Source organism: Ideonella flava (genome assembly GCF_051857595.1).
In the GTDB taxonomy this organism is placed as follows: domain Bacteria; phylum Pseudomonadota; class Gammaproteobacteria; order Burkholderiales; family Burkholderiaceae_C; genus Ideonella.
On the sequence record NZ_JBPZHD010000019.1, the window covers coordinates 1 to 18596 of the forward strand.

At 69.4% G+C, this 18596-nt stretch carries 14 protein-coding genes; 7 read left to right on the plus strand and 7 right to left on the minus strand.

Annotated features, from left to right (window positions below; all coding sequences use genetic code 11):
* Positions 1 to 484 precede the first annotated feature (484 nt).
* The 3 genes from ACS5PM_RS30975 to ACS5PM_RS30985 all read left to right on the plus strand — a co-directional run bounded on the left by ACS5PM_RS30975 (position 485) and on the right by ACS5PM_RS30985 (position 4081).
* Complete coding sequence (locus ACS5PM_RS30975) at positions 485 to 1636, plus strand: T6SS phospholipase effector Tle1-like catalytic domain-containing protein (protein WP_439391918.1); 1152 nt, start codon at positions 485 to 487, stop codon at positions 1634 to 1636.
* A 132-nt stretch (positions 1637 to 1768) separates the two neighbouring features.
* Positions 1769 to 2815, plus strand: a complete 1047-nt coding sequence (locus ACS5PM_RS30980) for a hypothetical protein (RefSeq protein WP_439391919.1) — start codon at positions 1769 to 1771, stop codon at positions 2813 to 2815.
* 30 nt (positions 2816 to 2845) lie between these two features.
* Positions 2846 to 4081, plus strand: a complete 1236-nt coding sequence (locus ACS5PM_RS30985; RefSeq protein ID WP_439391920.1) for a lanthionine synthetase C family protein — start codon at positions 2846 to 2848, stop codon at positions 4079 to 4081.
* Positions 4082 to 4107: 26 nt separating this feature from the next.
* On the opposite strand, the gene ACS5PM_RS30990 is transcribed toward ACS5PM_RS30985, so the two are convergent.
* Both ACS5PM_RS30990 and ACS5PM_RS30995 read right to left on the minus strand, forming a co-directional pair.
* On the minus strand, positions 4108 to 5811 hold the full coding sequence (locus ACS5PM_RS30990; RefSeq protein WP_439391978.1) for a cation acetate symporter: 1704 nt from the start codon (positions 5809 to 5811) through the stop codon (positions 4108 to 4110).
* Positions 5812 to 5831: 20 nt separating this feature from the next.
* Positions 5832 to 6212: a DUF485 domain-containing protein gene (locus ACS5PM_RS30995; protein WP_439391921.1), complete on the minus strand. Its 381-nt coding sequence runs from the start codon at positions 6210 to 6212 to the stop codon at positions 5832 to 5834.
* A gap of 124 nt (positions 6213 to 6336) precedes the next feature.
* Between ACS5PM_RS30995 and ACS5PM_RS31000 the strand changes: the two genes are divergently transcribed.
* Positions 6337 to 8163, plus strand: coding sequence for a putative nucleotidyltransferase substrate binding domain-containing protein (locus tag ACS5PM_RS31000; protein ID WP_439391922.1), 1827 nt, complete (start codon positions 6337 to 6339; stop codon positions 8161 to 8163).
* Positions 8160 to 8807, plus strand: a complete 648-nt coding sequence (locus ACS5PM_RS31005; protein ID WP_439391924.1) for a 3'-5' exonuclease — start codon at positions 8160 to 8162, stop codon at positions 8805 to 8807. Before ACS5PM_RS31000 ends, ACS5PM_RS31005 begins: the two co-directional genes overlap by 4 nt.
* Here the strand turns inward: ACS5PM_RS31005 and ACS5PM_RS31010 are convergent.
* Positions 8776 to 10590: a DUF885 domain-containing protein gene (locus tag ACS5PM_RS31010; RefSeq protein WP_439391925.1), complete on the minus strand. Its 1815-nt coding sequence runs from the start codon at positions 10588 to 10590 to the stop codon at positions 8776 to 8778. The genes ACS5PM_RS31005 and ACS5PM_RS31010 overlap by 32 nt on opposite strands.
* A gap of 223 nt (positions 10591 to 10813) precedes the next feature.
* Here ACS5PM_RS31010 and ACS5PM_RS31015 point away from each other — a divergent pair, with 223 nt between their 5' ends.
* Entirely contained in the window at positions 10814 to 11905 is a 1092-nt protein-coding gene (locus ACS5PM_RS31015) for a beta/gamma crystallin-related protein (protein ID WP_439391926.1), read from the plus strand.
* Positions 11906 to 12365: 460 nt separating this feature from the next.
* On the opposite strand, the gene ACS5PM_RS31020 is transcribed toward ACS5PM_RS31015, so the two are convergent.
* Positions 12366 to 13424 carry an RNA methyltransferase gene (locus tag ACS5PM_RS31020; RefSeq protein ID WP_439391927.1) on the minus strand — a complete coding sequence of 353 codons (1059 nt, stop codon included), beginning with the start codon at positions 13422 to 13424 and terminating at the stop codon, positions 12366 to 12368.
* 5 nt (positions 13425 to 13429) lie between these two features.
* Positions 13430 to 13975 carry a cupin domain-containing protein gene (locus ACS5PM_RS31025; RefSeq protein ID WP_439391929.1) on the minus strand — a complete coding sequence of 182 codons (546 nt, stop codon included), beginning with the start codon at positions 13973 to 13975 and terminating at the stop codon, positions 13430 to 13432.
* Between the two features lie 107 nt (positions 13976 to 14082).
* Between ACS5PM_RS31025 and ACS5PM_RS31030 the strand changes: the two genes are divergently transcribed.
* A complete protein-coding gene (locus ACS5PM_RS31030) occupies positions 14083 to 15117 on the plus strand; it encodes a LacI family DNA-binding transcriptional regulator (protein ID WP_439391979.1) in 1035 nt (344 codons plus the stop codon).
* 82 nt (positions 15118 to 15199) lie between these two features.
* Here the strand turns inward: ACS5PM_RS31030 and ACS5PM_RS31035 are convergent, their stop codons facing one another.
* Both ACS5PM_RS31035 and recJ read right to left on the minus strand, forming a co-directional pair.
* Positions 15200 to 16606 carry a S53 family peptidase gene (locus tag ACS5PM_RS31035; RefSeq protein WP_439391930.1) on the minus strand — a complete coding sequence of 469 codons (1407 nt, stop codon included), beginning with the start codon at positions 16604 to 16606 and terminating at the stop codon, positions 15200 to 15202.
* A gap of 249 nt (positions 16607 to 16855) precedes the next feature.
* Positions 16856 to 18589 (minus strand): single-stranded-DNA-specific exonuclease RecJ, encoded by a 1734-nt coding sequence (recJ, locus tag ACS5PM_RS31040; protein WP_439391931.1) that lies wholly within the window; start codon positions 18587 to 18589, stop codon positions 16856 to 16858.
* Positions 18590 to 18596 lie beyond the last annotated feature (7 nt).

An 18596-nucleotide genomic window follows, 5' to 3' on the forward strand; every position in this document is an offset into this window, starting at 1 on the left:
CGGCCTCGCCGGCCTGCGCGAACATGCGCCGCAGCGCCGGCTGGTAGGCCCGGTCGGACTCGGCCAGGCCCGCCAGCCAGTCCTGCCGCTGCTCGGGCGCCAGCGTCAGCGCCTGCTCCAGCAACTGGCTCAACCTGGCGAGATCCTGTGCACCCAACCCTGCCTTTGCGGCCACTGCTCGACGACCCCCTGACATGCCCGACCGGACGGGCCGCGCCGTGACTCGGCGCCACGGCCGGAGAGTTCACCGGCGGGTGTCCGCCCCGGCCCTGTCCGCAATGTACGCGACGAGGCTGGCGCGGGCCGGCCCCGCAAGAAGGGGACGCGGGCCCGCGCCGCCCTCGTTCCTCACTCTTGTTGAGGATGGCCGGGACGCAACGCCGCCCGGCCTGGGGGATGCCGGCGCTGCAACTAGGGATGGGAACGGCCGCGTCCGGGGAAGACGCTCGCCTCGTCCCATTCGCACCCCAGCAGGAGGCATCTCATGGCCAACATCGTGTTCCTGGCCGACGGCACCTGGAACGGCCCCGGGCAGGCCGGCGACGAGCCGCAGACCACCAACGTCTTCAAGCTGTTCAACCTGCTGGCCGGGGTCGACGCGCCCGACTCGCTGGCCCTGGCCAAGGAGCAGGAGCGCGAGCTGTCCGAGAACGGGCAGCGCGTGCAGATCGCGAAGTACCTGCACGGGGTCGGCGACTCCTCCAACAAGCTGGTGAAGGCGCTGGGCGGCGCCTTCGGCTCCGGGGTGATCACACGCATCGTCCGCGGGTACACCTTCATTTCCCGCCACTGGCAGCCGGGCGACCGGATCTTCATCGCCGGCTTCAGCCGCGGGGCCTATACCGCACGGTCGCTGGCCGGCCTGATCGCGGCCAAGGGGCTGCTGGATCCGGCGGATTGCCGCGACCAGGACAAGGCCTACCGCATCGGTGCGGCCGTCTGGGCGAGCTATCGGGGCGAGCGCAGGGAAAGTGACGAGAAGCGCACCCTGCTCAACGGCGTCCTGAGCCTGCTGCCGGCCTTTGTCGACCCGTCGAGCCGCCGCGCCGAGCAGCCCAGCCAGCCTCTGCGGCAAGCCGACATCGACTGCCTGGCGGTCTGGGACACGGTGGGCGCCCTGGGCATCCCGCTGTACGACAGCGGCGACCGCCGCATCGACGTGTTCCAGTTCTGCGACTGCGCGCTTTCGGCGAAGGTGAAGAAGGGCTTCCACGCCGTGGCCTTGAGCGAACGCCGTGCCGATTTCACGCCGACGCTGTGGGACGCGCGTGAAGGCATCACCCAGATGCTGTTTCCCGGCGCGCATGCCGACGTCGGCGGCGGCTACCCGATGTCGAACGACGAAAGCGGCCTGGCCCACCTGAGCCTGAAGTGGATCTGCGACTCGCTGGAGGCCGAGGGGCTGCGCTTGCAGGCTCGTGCCGCCGACGTCTATCCCGGCTTCGCCTTCGGCCCCAGCCATCAGCCCTGGCGCGAGGGCATCTGGCCGCTGGCTCGCCGCGGCCCGCGCACCTTCGACGTCGGTCACCAGCTGCAGGTGCACGACTCGGTGCGGGCGCGAGCGGCCAGGGGGCCGTATCCCGTCTTCCCGCCCGGCGCCGACGAGCCGTTCGACACCGCCAACTTGCCGGCCTGAGCTTGCAGCGGGCCCGGGCGAATCAATTGCTGACAGCTCGGGTCGCGCGGTAACCACTTGCCTTGCGGCGCCATGCAGCCGCGGCAACACACTGCCGATGAACCCTGGTGTTTCAGGTCAAGGATCATCGGCATGTCTGCCCTTTTTCGCGCCGCGGCCACCGCGGCTTGGCTCGCCTGCTCGGCGCTGGCTGCGCAGGCCCAGCAGTGCCCACCCCAGGTGCCCGTGCAGGGCGCACCGCCGCCGGGGCCCCTGCCGGTCTTCCCGCCCGACAACTGGTGGAACACCGACATCAGCGCGGCGCCGGTCGACCCGGACTCGGACAGCTTCATCGCCTTCATCAACAACGGCGGCGTGCGGCGGCTGCACCCCGACTTCGGCGGCGAAGTGAAGCCGGGCAGCGTGGCGATCTACGGCTTCCCGTACGCCGTCGTCGATGGCACCCAGCCGAAGAAGAAGGTCAAGTTCAGGTACTGGGACGAGAGCGACGGCGTCGACCACGTCACCGGCAAATCGCTGCCGTTCTATCCCTTGCCCGACGAGGCGATCACCGAGCCGCACTGGGTGGAGGGCGGGGCGCCGGCCAACGTCGACCAGCGCAGGAAGAACGACCGCCACCTGCTGGTGATCGACTGCACCAGCAAGCACCTCTACGAGCTCTACAACGTCTACTACAACCCGACGACAGGCAAGTGGTTCGGCGGCTCGGGCGCCTTCTTCGACATGACGAGGAACGACCGCCGCACCGAGGGCTGGACTTCGGCCGACGCCGCGGGCCTGGCCATCTTCCCGGGGCTGGTGCGCTACGACGAGGCCTGGAACGATCTCGTCACCGACATCGGCCACGCGCTGCGCGTGACGGTGCGGGCGACCAACGGCCACGTCTACCCCGCCTCGCACACCGCGGGCAGCACGCCCGGCGCCTTGCCCATGGGCGCGCGACTTCGGCTCAAGACCAGCGTGAACGGCGAAGACCCGGCCACGCGCACGAGCGACCCGCATGCCCGCAAGATCTTCCGGGCCATGCAGCGCTACGGCCTGATCGTGGCCGACAACGGCTCGGACCTGTACATCAGCGGCACCTTCGACCTGCGCTGGAACAACGACCTCCTCAACCCCGCCTTCGCCACGCTCATGGCGAGCGATTTCGAGGTGGTACAGCGGGGCTGGAAGCCGTAGGGGTGACATCGCCGCACAATCCGCCCCACCATGCTGCACGACCCCACTCGCCACGAAGCGCTGCGCGCGCTGACCTGGGACCCGTCACGCGCCAGCGCGGCGATCGACTGGATCGTCGCCGACACGATGCTGCGGTTCCAGCCCCGGCAGGGCTGGCCGGCGCATCCGCAGGACCTGGGGCCGAGCGAGGACCCTGCAGCGCCGGTGACCCCTCTGTACTTCGGCGCGGCCGGTGTGATCTGGGCACTGCGTTACCTGCAGGACGTGGGCGCGGTCCCTGCGGGGCCACGCTGGCAGGACGAGCTGGAGCCGCTGAGGCAACTCAATCGCCGCTGGTTGTCGGAGGATGGAAGCGCCGAGGAGGTGGCCGCCTACCTGATGGGCGACACGCCGATCCGCCTGATGCAGTGGGCGGACGGGCCGGACCCCGGGCTGGCCGACGAACTCGCGGCGCTGATCGAAGGCAACCAGGCCCATCCTTCCCGCGAGCTGATGTGGGGAGCCCCCGGCACGCTGCTCGCGGCGCTGTTCCTGCATGAGCGCGATGGGCAGACGCGCTGGGCCGAGCTTTTTCAAAGCACCGCGGCCCAGCTGTGGTCCGGGATGCGCTGGTCCGAGGAGCACGGTTGCCACTACTGGCCGCAGCAGCTCTACGGCCGCGATGGCGCCTGCCTGGACGCCGTGCATGGCTTCGTCGCCACCGCGCTGCCTTTGATCCGGGGCCGGCATCTGCTCGGCGAGGGCGCATGGCAGGCCTGGCAAGAGCGCATCGTGCAGACGGTGCAGCGCACGGCCACCCGCGAAGGCGGCGGTGCCAACTGGCGAGTGGACCTGTTCGATCCGCCCCTGGGCAGCGGCAAGGTGCTGATGCAGTACTGCCATGGCTCGCCCGGCTTCGTCATCTGCCTGGCCGGGATGCCGGGCACGGGCCTGGACGACCTGCTGCTGGAGGCGGGTGAGGCCGTCTGGGCCGCCGGCCCGCTGGCCAAGGGTTCGAACCTGTGCCACGGCACGGCCGGCAATGGCTACGCCTTCCTCAAGCTGTACGAACGCACAGGTGACGATCGCTGGCTGGCCCGCGCCCGCGCCTTCGCCATGCACGCCATCGCCCAGGCCGAGGAAGAGGCGGGCACCTTGGGCCGCCTGCGCTACTCCCTGTGGACCGGCGACCCCGGCCTGGCGATCTACCTCTGGGATTGCCTGCGCGGCCAGGCCGCGTTCCCGACGCTGGACGTGTTCTGGGGCGCGGCGGCGCACGAGGGCTGAACCCGCGCGCGCCGCCCGTTTCAGTCTCAGTGGCCGGAAGCGCCTGACGCGCCGAAGCCCGTCTCCGACCGCACCTGCTGCGCCTCGAAGGCGCCGCGCTCCTTCGCGGCCTGGGCGCTGCGGTCCAGGATCGAGAACAGCCAGATGCCGACGAAGCCGATGGTCATCGAGAACAGGGCTGGCGAGGTGTAGGGGAACCAGGCCGAGCCCTTGGGATGGCCGAGCGTCACCTCCCACACCGAAGGCGAAACGACGGTCAGGCCCACGGACGAGATCAGGCCCAGGAAGCCGCCTATCACCGCGCCCTTGGTCGTGCAGTCTTTCCACAGCACCGACATGAACAGCACCGGGAAGTTGGCCGAGGCCGCGATCGCGAAGGCCAGGCTCACCATGAAGGCGATGTTCTGCTTCTCGAAGGCGATGCCCAGCAGCACGGCCACCATGCCGAGGGCGACCGTCGTCACGCGCGAGACCTTGAGCTCCGAAGCGCTGTCGGCATTGCCCTTCTTGAACACCGTGGCGTACAGGTCGTGCGACACAGCCGAGGCGCCCGACAGCGTCAGGCCCGCGACCACCGCCAGGATGGTGGCGAAGGCGACCGCCGAGATGAAGCCGAAGAACACGTCGCCGCCGACCGACTTGGCCACCAGCACGGCCGCCATGTTGGCCGTGCCCGCCCCGCCCTTGATGACGCCCTTGGCGACGTCGGCGAACTCGGGGTTGGTCAGCACCAGCGTGATGGCTCCGAAGCCGATGATGAAGATCAGCACGTAGAAGTAGCCGATCCAGGTGGTCGCCCAGAAGACCGACTTGCGCGCCTGCTTGGCATCCGGCACGGTGAAGAAGCGCATCAGGATGTGCGGCAGGCCGGCCGTGCCGAACATCAGCGCCATGCCGAAGCTGATGGCCGAGATCGGATCCTTGACGAAGCCGCCCGGACGCATGATCGAGCCGCCGAGGGTGGCGGCCTCCTCCGGCGTCTTGCCGGCCGCGGCGGCAATGGCGGTCTTGACCGCCACGCCCTTGGCGAACAGCGCCTCGGGGCTGAAGTTGAACTGCGCCATCACCATGAAGGCCATGAAGCTGACGCCAGCCAGCAGCAGGCAGGCCTTGATGATCTGCACCCAGGTGGTGGCCGTCATGCCGCCGAAGAGCACGTAGACCATCATCAGCGCGCCGACGATGACCACCGCCATCCAGTACTCCAGGCCGAACAGCAGCTTGATCAGCTGGCCCGCACCGACCATCTGCGCGATCAGGTAGAAGGCCACGACGACCAGCGTTCCCGAGGCCGCGAAGGCGCGGATGGGCGTCTGCTTGAAGCGGTAGCCGGCCACGTCGGCGAAGGTGAACTTGCCGAGGTTGCGCAGGCGCTCGGCCATGAGAAAGGTGATCACCGGCCAGCCGACGAGAAAGCCGATCGAGTAGATCAGACCGTCGTAGCCGCTGGCCATCACCGCGGCCGAGATGCCGAGGAAGGAGGCGGCCGACATGTAGTCGCCCGCGATGGCCAGGCCATTCTGGAAGCCGGTGATGCCGCCGCCGGCGGTGTAGAAGTCGGCGGCCGAACGGGTACGCGATGCGGCCCACTTGGTGATCCACAGCGTGGCCAGCACGAAGGCGCCGAACATGCCGATGGCCGTCCAGTTGGTGGCCTGCTGGGCGGCCTGGCCGAGATCGGCGCCGGCCGCGGTGGCGGCGCCGGCTGCTGCCAGCATCAACACGGCCATGGAGAGTCGACGGGTGAAGTTCACGGCATCTCCTTGGCGAGGATCTCGCGGGTCAGGGCATCGAACTCGCTGTTCGCCCGGCGTACGTACAGGCCGGTGATGAGGATGGTGAAGACGATGACCCCCATGCCGATGGGCACGCCGATGGTCGTCACCCCCGCACCGATCGGCTGCGACAGGAATTCCTTGTTGAAGGCGATCAGCGCGATGTAGCCGTAGTACACGACGAACATGCACAGCGTCAGCAACCAGCCGAAGGTGCTGCGCTTGCGCTTGAGCTCCTGGTATTTGGGGTTGGCCCGTATGCGCTGCGTGATGTCGCTCGCGGTGCGTTGTGCCGGGTCTTCTGCCGCGCGTGCTGTGGCACGTCTGCTTGCTCTGTCGGTTGCCGTGTCGGCCATCGTTGTCTCCTGTGATGGGGTGCGGCGCAGTGTGGGATCGGGCACTGACCCCTCACTGACCCGGCGCTGACCCGAGGCTGACGCTCAGCAGGGTGTAAGCGAGGCGGCACACCATCGCGCCGCCGTGCCCAATGCATTCAACTTCAGCGCCTCGCCTTTCGATTGCCTCACGGCGGTCGAGCGGCAGCTGGTGCGCGACAGCGTGGACATCGCCTACTACCGCGAGGGCGCGGTCATCCTTGACGCCGGTCAACGGCCCGAGCACCTGTTCGTGGTCTTCAAGGGCCACGTGCGCCAGTTCGACGGCGAGGAGCTGATCGACACGCTCGGCATCGACGACTGCTTCGACGGCCGTGCGCTCGTGGCCGGCCGTTCGGCCGCGCGATTCATCGCCGCGGAGGAGGTGCTGGCCTACCAGCTGGCGCGCCAGGCCGTGCTCGAGCTCATCGCACGCAACGCCACCTTCGGCGCTCTGCTGTTCGCCGACCTGTCGAAGAAGCTGGCCGCGCTCGCCGAGCGCGACAGCCAGCACGAGCTGCAATCCCTGAGCCTCGCGCGCGTCGACGAGGCCGTGGTGAGGCCGGCGACGGTGGTGGACGGCGAGACCGACATCGTGTCGGTGGTCAAGGTCTTCCAGGCCCAGCGAACCGGCAGCGTGCTGGTGCGTGACGAGACGACGACGCCGCCGCGCCTGGGAGTGTTCACCACCACGGGCCTGCAACGCGCGATCCTTCACGGCACGGCGTTGGCCGAACTGCCCGTGCGCGAGCTCGCCAGCTTCCGGCTGGTGAAGGTGCGGCCCGACGACCTGTTGTTCGATGCCCTGGCGCTGATGATCCGTCACCAGGTCCACCGGGTCGTCGTGATGGACGGCGAACGGGTCGAGGGGTTCCTGGAGCAGCTGGACCTGCTGAGCTTTCTTTCGAACCACTCCTACCTCATCACCCGGCAGATCCTGGACGCGGTGGACCTGGACGGGCTGGCCGTGGCGGCGGGGCAGATCACGCGATCGATAGCCCTGCTGCACCGCGGTGGCACCAAGGTCGCCCTGATCGCCCGCCTGGTGCAGGAGCTCAACGCCAAGCTCTTCGATCGCGCCTGGCGACTGGTGGCTCCGCAGGAGCTCGTGGCCAACAGCTGCCTGTTCGTGATGGGCAGCGAGGGCCGCGGCGAGCAGCTGCTGCGGACCGACCAGGACAACGGCCTGATCCTGCGAGACGGCTACGTGCCGCCGGCCGGCCTCGAAGACATCTGCCGACGCTTCTCGGAGGCCTTGGCCCGCTTCGGCTATCCCGAGTGTCCCGGGAAGATCATGGTCTCCAACCCCGCGTGGCGGCAGGACGCGGCCGGCTTCGGCCAGACGGTGCGGCGCTGGCTGCAGTCGGCGGACCCGGAGGGCCTGATGGCGCTGGCGATCTTCGTCGACGCGCACGCCGTGTCCGGCGATTCAGCGCTGCTGGAGCAGGTGCGCGGAGTGCTCGACGCCGTCGCGACGGACAACGACGCCATGCTGGCGCGCTTCGCGGCCTCCATCGATGCCTTCGAGACCCAGAGCGGCTGGTGGAACAGGCTGCTCACGCTGGGCGAAGGCGCGGCCGAATTGCTGGACCTGAAGAAGGCGGGTCTGTTCCCGCTGGTGCATGGCGTGCGCGCGCTGGCGCTGCAACAGCACGTGCGGGCCACCGGCACGGTCGAGCGCATCGAGGCGCTGGTCTCGGCCGGCGCGCTGCCGGCCGATCTGGCGCCCGACCTGGTCGACAGCCTGCACTTCCTCATGGGACTGAAGCTGCGCGTCGGCCTGGAGGCGCTGGAGCTCGGCCGCGACGATGGCCGCGCCGTCGACCTGCGGCGCCTGAACCACCTGGAGCGAGACCTGCTGAAGGACGCGCTGGCGGTGGTCAAGCGCTTCAAGGCCCACCTGCGGCAGCGCTTCCGGCTCGACATGCTGTGAAGCTCTCGCCGCTGCACTGGTGGGACGAGCTCAAGCGCTTCTGGCTGCTCTACCACCTGGGCGACTCGCGCTTCCGTTTCATGTGGGACGAGCCGCCGCCTGACGAATGGGTGGCGCTCGACTGCGAGACCACCGGCCTGAACGTGCACCGCGACCAGATCATCTCGATCGGCGCGGTGAGGATCGCGGGGGACCGCATCCTCGCGAGCCAACGGCTGGAGCTGCTGGTGCGGCCGAGCCGGGCCATCTCGCCCGATGCGGTGAGGGTGCATGGCCTGCGCGAGCGCGACGTGGCGCAAGGGCTGGACCCGGACGCCGCGATGATGCGGCTGATGCGCTTCATCGGCAGCCGGCCGCTGGTGGGCTACTACCTGGAGTTCGACGTGGCCATGGTCGACCGGGCGATCTTCCCGCTGCTCGGCATGGGCCTGCCGCAGCGCAAGATCGAGGTCTCGGCGATGTACTACGAGTACAAGCTGCGCCAGCTGCCGCCCTACCGGCACGGCGCCAGCATCGACCTGCGCTTCTCCACCATCATGGAAGAGCTCGGGCTGCCCGAGCGCCATGCCCACGATGCGCTGAACGACGCGGTCATGGCGGCGCTGGCCTTCGTCAAGCTGCGGCACCTGCTGAAGCAGAGCTGATCCAGGCGTCGATCTCCCGCTCCAGCACCGTCAGCGGCAGCGTCCCCTGCGAAAGCGCGCGGTCGTGGAAGCCGGCGACATCGAAGCGGCTGCCGAGGCGTTCGGCGGCACGCTGGCGCAGCGAACTGAACTTCAGCTGCCCGATCTTGTAGGCCAGGGCCTGGCTCGGCCAGGCCATGTAGCGCTCGGTGGACAGTCGGGCGTCCGCCTCGGTCATGCCCTGGTTGTCGACCATATAGCGCATGGTCCTTTCGCGCGTCCAGCCCTTGGCGTGCAGGCCGGTGTCGGTGACCAGGCGCACCGCGCGGTGCAGCTCGGCCTTCAGGTGGCCGAGGTACTGGTTCGGATCGTCGTAGACGCCCAGCTCGCGGCCCAGCGTCTCGGCGTACAGCGCCCAGCCTTCGCCAAAGGCGTCGCTCCAGCCGTAGCGCCGGAACATCGGCAGGGCCAGTTCCTGCTGGATGCAGATCTGGAAATGGTGGCCGGGCTGGCCCTCGTGCAGCAGCAGCGAGGTCATGCCCGAGTTGTTGTACTTCGCCGGCTGGGTGGGCGCGCCGACGAAGAAGATGCCGGGCCGCGACCCATCGGGTGAAGGGCTGTTGTAGTACGGGCTGGTGGTCGCGCGCTGGACCTCGGGGATCAGGCGGATGGCCAGCGGCTGCTTGGGCCGGCGGCCGAACAGCCGCGGCAACTGGGGCACGACCTGGTCGTTCAAGCGCTCGTACCCGGCGAGGATCTCGTCCCAGGTCCTGTAGGGCCGGAAACGCGGCTCCTGCTCGTGCCAGTGCAGGAAGCCGGTCACGTCGCCCTTGAAGCCGAAACCGGACTGCAGTGACGCCATCTCGGCATGGATGCGCGCCACTTCCGCCAGGCCCAGGCGGTGGATCTCGTCCGGCGTCATGTCCGTGGTGGTTGTCGATCGCACCAGCCAGGCGTACCAGGCCTCGCCGTCGGGCAGTGCCGACAGGCCCGCGCTGGTCCGGCACGCGGCCAGGTAGGGCCCTTGCAGGAAGGCCACGAGACGCTGCAGAGAAGGGCGGATCTCGCGCTCGTACGCGGCATGGTAGGCGCGCGTGATGCGGGTGCGATCGGCCGGCGTGAAGCTGCCGGGCATCACCTTCAGGGCGGCGCCGTAGGGCGTCTTCTCCAGCCTCGACGCGATGAGGTTCTTCAAGGCCGGCAGGGCCGACACGATCAGCGGGCGAGGCACGGTGAGGCCACGCTTGATGCCTTCGCGCATGTTCGCGATGGCCTGCTCGTCGTACTGCGGCAGGCGCCTCAGGCGCTTGAGGAAGTTGTCGTAGTCGGTGGGCGTCTTCAGCGGCTGGCCCTGGTCGCCGCCGGCCCAGTTGGCCAGCGACAACGGCAGTCCGCCCCACTGGTTCATCGGCAACAAGTGCTGCGGATAGCGATCGCCCTCGAGGGCGGTGCGCACCTCATGGTCGAGCAACTCGCGGCTGAGGCGGTCGGCCGCATCGAGCCGCTCGGGCGGGAGCCTGGCCAGTTCGCTCGCCACCCGCTCGTACAGGCCGCGTTCGCGGGCGATGTGCTCGGGCGCGATGCCGATCTCCAGCCGGCCTTCGTACTTCGGATCGGCCAGCAGGGCGGAAGCCTGCAGCGGATCCAGGTCCATGCGTTCGTCGAAATAGCGCGCGGCCAGGGCGGCGAAGTCGGCGTTGCCGGCTGGGACCTGTTGCGGGGCCGCCTGGCCCCACGACCATGGATGGGCGGCGCTCGCCATGAGGGCCGCGGTGGCCCGGCCCCAGTTGCGTCTCGTCAGCATCGTTCGATCGTCCGTTCAGCGAAGCGCGCGATGTTGCCGCGGCGGCCGGCCATGGCGCCGGCCATGCGACCAAAGCCTGAATCGCCGGAGTGAAATCGGTGCCGGGCGGCCTGCGGCGATACACAAAATCTTACGAGCCCGCTCCGGGAGGCGGTGTCGGCGCCGTGAGCCCGCCTGGCGTTGTCAGCACAAGGGCGCCGTGGGGCGCGATGGAGCAAGACAGATGAAGACGACGACACGCTGGTGGATGGGGGCGATGGCGCTGCTGGGCACGCTGGCCGCGATGCCGGCCTGCGCCGAGGTGACGTTCTACGAGCACCACGATTTCGAGGGCCGGGCCTTCACCACCGGCCGTGCAGTGAGCGATTTCCGGCGCTTCGGCTACAACGACACCGCCTCGTCGGTGGTCGTCAGCAACGAACCCTGGGAGGTCTGCGAGAACGTGGATTTCACCGGCCAGTGCATGGTGCTGGTGCCGGGCCACTACCGGTCGCTGCGCGACATGAACATGAACAACCGGTTGTCTTCCGCCCGCCCGGCGCGGCGCGACCACAGCTACGGCGAAGACCGCTACGCGCCCCGCCCGGTCGGTGGCGAGATCACCTTCTTCGAGCATGACGGTTTCCGCGGCCGCGCGGTCCGCTCGACCAACGACCTGCCGAGCCTGGGCGCCTTCGGCTTCAACGACCGCGCTTCTTCCGTGATGGTGGTGGGCGAGCGCTGGGAGGTGTGCGAACACACCAACTTCGGCGGCCGCTGCGTCGTGCTCCGTCCGGGCAGCTATCCCAGCCTCGGCTCGATGGGGCTGAACGACAGGCTGTCCTCCGCCCGCGCGATTTCGCCGAACATGCGGTTCGAGGATTCCCGCTACGCGCCGCCGCCGCAACCGGTGTTCGACTGGCGCCGCCGTCCTCAGGAGCGCCTGTTCGAGGCCGGCGTGGTCGAGGCCCACGCCGTCTACAGCACGCCGCAGCAGCAACGCTGCTGGATAGAGCGTGACCGGGTCCAGGAGCCGAACGTCGGCGGTGCCATTGTCGGCGGCGTGATCGGCGGCATCCTCGGCCACCAGATCGGCGGCGGCTCCGGCCGCGACCTGGCCACCGCCGGCGGCGCCGTCGCCGGGGCGGTGATAGGCGCCAATGTCGACACCGGCGATCGCCGTCCGGCCCAGCGCTGCGCCACCCTGCCGCCCCAGGGCCAGCCGGACTACTGGGACGTGACCTACAACTTCCGCGGCATGGAACACCACGTGCAGACGACCTTCCGCCCGGGGCCGACCATCACGGTCAACGACCAGGGCGAGCCGAGGTTGTGACCGGGGTCTTCTGCGAAGACTCTCGGTCCCCGCCTGCGGGGGAATGTCGGGCTCCCCCAGCCCCCTCCAAGCGGGGGCTCCAGCATGCAGTGGGCTCCCACCAGCCTCCCTCCGGGAGGGAGGCTCCAGCTTGAATGACGAGCTGTCGCTGCCCTTCAACGGACTGGCTGGTGCCCTCCTCGTGGAGGAGGGCTGGGAGGAGCCGTCGAACTGGCTGGAGCCCACTCTCGGAGGGGGCTCGGGGGAGCCGAACGTTCGCCAAAGGCAATGGCCATCGGCCATTGGCTGGAGCCCACTCTCGGAGGGGGCTCGGGGAGCCGAACGTTCGCCAAAGGCAATGGCCATCGGCCATTGGCTGGAGCCCACTCTCGGAGGGGGTCGGGGGAGCCGAACGTTCGCCAAAGGCAATGGCCATCGGCCATTGTCTGGGAGCCCCCTCTCGGAGGGGGCTCGGGGGAGCTCAGGGACGTCCCAGGGCTGTGGGTATCAGAGGCTTCCAGCCGCTGGTACCCGCGGCCCGTGCGCGCAACTGGCCGCAGCCGCCTTCCACATCCTGGCCGGCCGACTGGCGCAGCTTGGTCAGGATGCCGCGTCGGTGCAGGGTGCGGGCGATCTCCGCGGCCCGCTCCCAGCTGGGGCGGCGGTAGGGCAGTCCATCGACCTGGTTGTACGGGATCATGTTGAGGATCGCGTACTTGCCGCGCAGCAGCCGAGCGATCGCCTCGACCTCGTCATCGCCGTCGTTGATGCCTTCGAGCAGGGTCCACTGCAGCTGGATCGGGTAGCCGGTGGTGCGCGCATAGGTCTCGCCGAGCTCGACGAGTTCTTCAGGGTCGATGCGTGGCGCGCGCGGCAGCAGCTGCTCTCGCAGCGCGGGCTTGGTGGTGTGCAGCGAAAGCGCCAGCGCCGGCTTGACGCGGCCCAGCGGCAGGCGATCGAACACCCGCCGGTCGCCGACGGTGGAGAACACCAGCTGCTTGTGGCCTATGCCGCCGGCGCCGCCGAGCAGGTCGATCGCGTCGAGAACGTTGTCGAGGTTGTGGGCCGGCTCGCCCATGCCCATGAAGACCACCTTCTTCACCGGCCTCATCGTGCGCGCCAAGGCCACCTGGGCGACGATCTCGCCGCTGCCGAGCTGGCGCAACAGCCCTTCGCGGCCGGTCATGCAGAAGGTGCATCCCACGGCGCAACCCAGCTGCGTCGATACGCAAAGCCCGTCTCGCGGCAGCAGCACGCTCTCGACCGCCTGACCGTCGGACAGCTCGACCAGCAGGCGGGCCGAGCCGTCCTCCGCCGGATGGTGACTGCGCAGGCGGGCCAGGGCCCGCAGCTCTTCATCCAGCGCGGGCAGCGCGGCGCGCAGGCTCTGCGGCATGAAGTCTTCGAGCCGGCGCCGGCCGCTGGTCTGCGGCAGCGCATTGGCCCACAGCCGCAGCACGCGCTCTTCGTGCAGGGGCAGGGCGCCCAGGGCACGCAGGCGCTGGCGAAGTGCGGGCAGGTTGGCGATGAGGGACTGCAAGGTGATCAGGCGTCTGGCGTCGGGATCTCGGGTCGGCGATCGGTGACCACCTCGTCCCAGTAGTCCATTGTCGCCGCCGTGCGGAAGCTCTGTCCGGCCAGCCGCACGCCGACGCGGCCCGTATCCGGGTAAAAGGCGACGTCGTGCGGATGGGTGGCGCCGACGAGCAGGTAGCGGCACGGCGCGTCGCTGTGGTTGATCAACGTGTGCTCCGCCTTCTGGCCGGCCGGGAAGCAGACGTAGTGGCCTGGTTTCATCACGTAGTGGCGCTGGCCGAGCCTGACCGTCAGCTCTCCCTCCAGGATGTAGACGTGCTCTTCCTCGAGCATGTGGTAGTGGGCCTGGTTGGTCTGCTTGCCCGGGGGCAGTGTCTCCAGCACCACGCCGGTCTGGGTGCCGCCGCCGTAGGTGGAGAGATGTTGCCAGCGCATCTCGAAACGTTCGCCCTTGGCGAATCCGTCGAAAGGCACGACGGCGGTGTCGAAGGGCTCGTAGATGCCCTCGGCGTTGCGGGAGCTCGCCGGCGGATCGTTGTGGGGATCGGTGCTCATGGCTTGCATTGTTGATCGCTGTGGCACAGTCTTGCGACCCCTTTCCGACGTCAACCCCCAAGCCCGTGACCCCCACCCGTTTGGCGACCGCCCCGACCATCATCGACGTGGCCCGGGAGGCCGGTGTGTCGATCAAGACTGTCTCGCGGGTGCTCAACCGCGAAGCCGGCGTCCACGAGCACACGCGCGCGCAGGTGCTGGCGGTGGTCGAGCGGCTGAAGTACCGGCCCAAGCTCTCCGCCCGCAGCCTGGCCGGCGCCCGCAGCTTCCTGATCGGCCTGCTGTACTACGACCCGAGCGCGGCCTTCGTCGGTGCCGCCCAGAAGGGCGCGGTGGTGCGGTGCCGCGAGGCGGGCTACCACCTCGTCGTCGAATCGATCGAGGACCATGCCCCCGACATCGACGCGCAGGTCGATCGCATGGTTTCTGCGCTGCGGCCTGACGGCATGATCCTCACGCCGCCGTTGTGCGACAACCCGCGCGTGCTCAAGGCCCTGACCGAGCGCGGCACGCCGGTGGTGCTGATCTCGCCTGGCGAGCACGACGCCGGCCTGATGACCGTGCGGATGGACGACGTGGGCGCCGCCGAAGAGGTGACCCGGCTGCTGATCCGCCTGGGTCACGAGCGCATAGCGTTCATCCGTGGCCCGGCCGACCAGGCCGCGTCGGCGTTGCGCCAGCATGGCTTCGAGAGGGCCATGAAGGCCCAGGGGCTGCCGATCGATCCGGCGCTTGTCTGCCCGGGCGATTTCACCTTCGCCAGCGGTGCGCGGGCCGCGCGGGATCTGCTCGCCCTGCGGGAGCGGCCGACCGCGGTGTTCGCCAGCAACGACGACATGGCCCTGGGCGTGATGGCCGAGGCGCTGCGCCTCGGGCTCGGCGTGCCGGCGGATCTGTCGATCGCCGGCTTCGACGATTCTCCGGGCGCGGCGCTGGTCTACCCGCCGCTGACCACCGTGCGCCAGCCGCTGGAGGAAATGGCTCGGCTCGCGGTGGACCTGCTCATCACGCCCGGCGAGCAGGAGCCCGAGTCCGCGGACCGCGTGATGGCCCACCGCCTCGTGGTGCGCGGCTCGACGGCGACAAGGTCGCGCGGCGCCACGAGGGCGCAAGGCGCTGCCAACGCCATGCCTCAACCCTGACCCGTGAGTCCCGGCGAGCGGCCTTGAGCGAGCAGCAAAAAGCCCGGCCGAAGCCGGGCTGGTCTTCAAGGGTGGGTGATGCTCACTTGCCGAGCTTGCCGCGCGGCGTGCCCACGCCGGTGCAGTAGTCCCAGCCCGCGCCCGCGGCCGCGCCGTTGCTGCCGGTGGTCACGTCATAGAAGTTGGTCTTGTATTCCTTGTACGTGGCCAGTTGGGCGTACAGCAGGTTGTTCTCCATGTTGGAGTAGTAGCCGCCCGGCGAAGGCGCCACGCCGAGCCGGTTGTTGGAGTTGTTGATGATGCCGGCCATCAGGGGTGCCGAGAGGCTGGTGCCGCCGATGACATACCAGCCGCCTTCGAAGCGCACCCAGGCGCCGCTGTTGGGGTCGGCCACCGCAGACACGTCGGGCGTGGCCCGGCTCGCCTGGCCGAACAGCGGGTACTGGAAGTTCGTCCACGGCCCGGTGCCCTTGCCGAAGGTGCTGCTGTAGGTCTCGTAGGCGCTGATGCCGCCGCCCGAGCCGGCCCAGCAGCTCTCGCTCTGGAAAGCGCCCGTCGCCGGGTCGCGGTTGATGGTGGTGCCGCCTGCCGAGATGACCCACGGCGACGAGCTCGGGTACTGCGCCCCCAGGCCGGAATCGCCTGACGAGAAGATGTAGCTGATCGGCTTGCCGGCGACCCAGTTCTTGCGGAACGAGACGTCCAGGTCCACCTCGGTGGCGAACTCGCCGCTGCCCCAGCTGTTGGAAACCTGGCCGCCGCCGTACGCCAGCAGCTTCTGGCCCGCCGTTTCCACCGCGTACATCATGTCGGCGTAGCTGTTGGAGCAGGCCTCGACGAGGATGATGCGGGCGCTAGGAGCCATCGCGTGGGCCCATTGCAGGTCCATCGAGCCTTCCATGGCCCAGCCGGCGTTGTACGCGGGTGTGCCGCAGCGGCCGTCTGCATTGGCGATGACCTTGGTGAAGTTGGCCGTGGGCAGGCCGAAGAAGCTGGTGAAGTAGTCGAGGTCGGCCTTTGCGGTGGGATAGTCATAGGCGATCACGATCGCGATTGCGCGGCTGCCGCCCACGGCGTTGTGGGCCGGGTCGTTGGCCGGGGCGCAGCCGGCGTAGGTCGGGCCCATCTTGTACAGGCACGCCAGCGAGGCGGGGTACTCGGCGAAGGTGGCCTCTCCCCCGAAGCCGTTCTTGTCGGCCGGCCCCGCGAGGCGCAGGTCGCTCATCGCGCCTGGGCGGATGCCCTTCGGGTTGTGGATGACGTAGTTGGTGTGCACGCGCACGCCGGCGTCGCCGGGCATCTCCTTGCTGCTCTCGGGCACGAAGACGTTGGCCGGCGCCATGAAGGCGGCGGCTTGCGGGGCGACCTGCTTCGCCGACTCGAAGCCGGGCGTGGTGGTTTCGTCGGCCTGCGCGGCCAGGACGAATACGGGCAGCGAGACGATGCCGCCTGCGACAAGGCTGCGCATCAGGACGTTCAAGGCTTTCATGGGAATTCACTCCTCACCTGGATGGATGGACTTTCCGGACACCGTGCAGTCACTGCATCGGCCCGGAAAGTGTGGAAGGCGAGGCCCGCCGCACACATCCCTCACAGCCCCGGAAACATCCCCCAGGCGACGTACACAACGCCACCTAGGCCGACCCCTCGAACAGGGGAGCGCAATGAGCGCGCGATCACGTCTGCCGCGGCTCGCGCATCCCGGTGGTGCGCGCCGATTCCGGCGTCGCGTGAGGGCTCAGCCGGCGCCCTCGACAACCATCTGCAGCCTCTGCTGGCCCTGGAATTCGTCGAGGCACAGGCGGTAGGCCAGGCGCACGCGCGAGGGCAGGGGCTCGACGTGGCTGAACCAGATGGCGTCGCGCAGCACGCCGTGGTGCCTGAGCTGCAGCTTCAGGTGCTTCTCGCCGACCAGGCGCTGCTGCACGACATCGACCTCGTCGCAGAAGACGGGCGCCTCGAAGCCCTGGCCCCAGACCTGCGAATCGAGCCGCGCGACCGTCTCGGCGTTGAAGTAGTGCAAGGGCAGGGGCCCGTCGGTGGCCAGCTGGCGCTTCAGCGCGGCGGGCTGCAGCCACTCGCGCGCCACGCCCTGCAAGGCGGCATCGAAGGTGGCCACATCGCACTCCGCCAGCGTGCAGCCGGCGGCCATGGCGTGGCCCCCGAACTTCTTCAGCAGGCCCGGATGTCGCTTGCTGACCAGGTCCAGCGCATCGCGCAGGTGGAAGCCCGCGATCGATCGGCCCGAGCCCTTGAGCAGGCCGTCGCTGCCGAGCGCGAAGACGAAGGTCGGCCGGTGCAGCCTGTCCTTCATGCGGCCGGCCACGATGCCGACCACGCCCTCGTGGAAGGCCGGGTCGAACAGCACCAGCGCGGGCGGCGCCCCGCTGCCGTCGGCCACGCGCGCGGAGAGCTCTTCCAGCAGGATTTCGGCCTGCTCGCACATGCCGGCTTCCACTTCGCGTCTTTCTCGATTGATCGCGTCGAGCTGCAGCGCCAGCTGCATGGCGCGTTGCGGATCGTCGGTGGCCAGGCATTCGATGCCCAGCGTCATGTCGGCCAGGCGGCCGGCGGCGTTGATGCGGGGGCCGAGGGCGAAGCCGAAGTCGAAGGCGGAAGCGCTTTCGCAACAGCGGCCCGCCGCCTGGAAAAGCGCCGAGACGCCGGGCTGCATGCGGCCGGCGCGGATGCGCTTGAGGCCCTGCGCGACGAGGCGGCGGTTGTTGGCGTCGAGCCGCACGACGTCGGCCACGGTGCCGAGCGCGACGAGGTCGAGCAGTGCGTCCAGCCGGGGCTGCGTGGCGGCATCGAAGCGCCCTCGCGCGCGCAGCTCGGCCCTCAGCGCGAGCAGGGTATAGAACATCACGCCGACACCGGCCAGCGACTTGCTCGCAAAGCCGCAGCCGGGCTGGTTCGGGTTGACGATGACGTCGGCGTCTGGCAACACCACGGCGCCATCGACGAGGGCGGGCAGGTGGTGGTCGGTCACCAGCACCCGCAGGCCGAGGGCGCGCGCATGGGCGACGCCGGCGTGGCTGGCGATGCCGTTGTCGACCGTGACCAGCACGTCGGGCCTCTGGGCCCGCGCCAGGTCGACGATGGTGGGTGTCAGGCCGTAGCCGTGCACCTGGCGGTCCGGGACCACGTAGCTCAGCGTGCCGGGGGCGGCGCCCAGCATGGCGAGGCCTCGCAGCGCGACGGCACACGCCGTGGCGCCGTCGCAGTCGTAATCGGCCACGATGCACAGGCGCAGCCGCTGCTCGATGGCATCGGCCAGCAGGCGCGCGGCCTCTGCCGCCCCTCTCAGGTCGGCCGGTGGCAGCAACTGCCCGAAGCCATCGTCGAGTTCGGCCGGCAGGGTCACTCCGCGGGCGGCGAACAGTCGCGCGAGCAAGGGATGGACACCGCTCTGTTCGAGGGCGAAGACGGTGCGCGGCGGCACGTCGCGGGTCAGCAGGGTGGGGGAGCTCAAGGCAGAT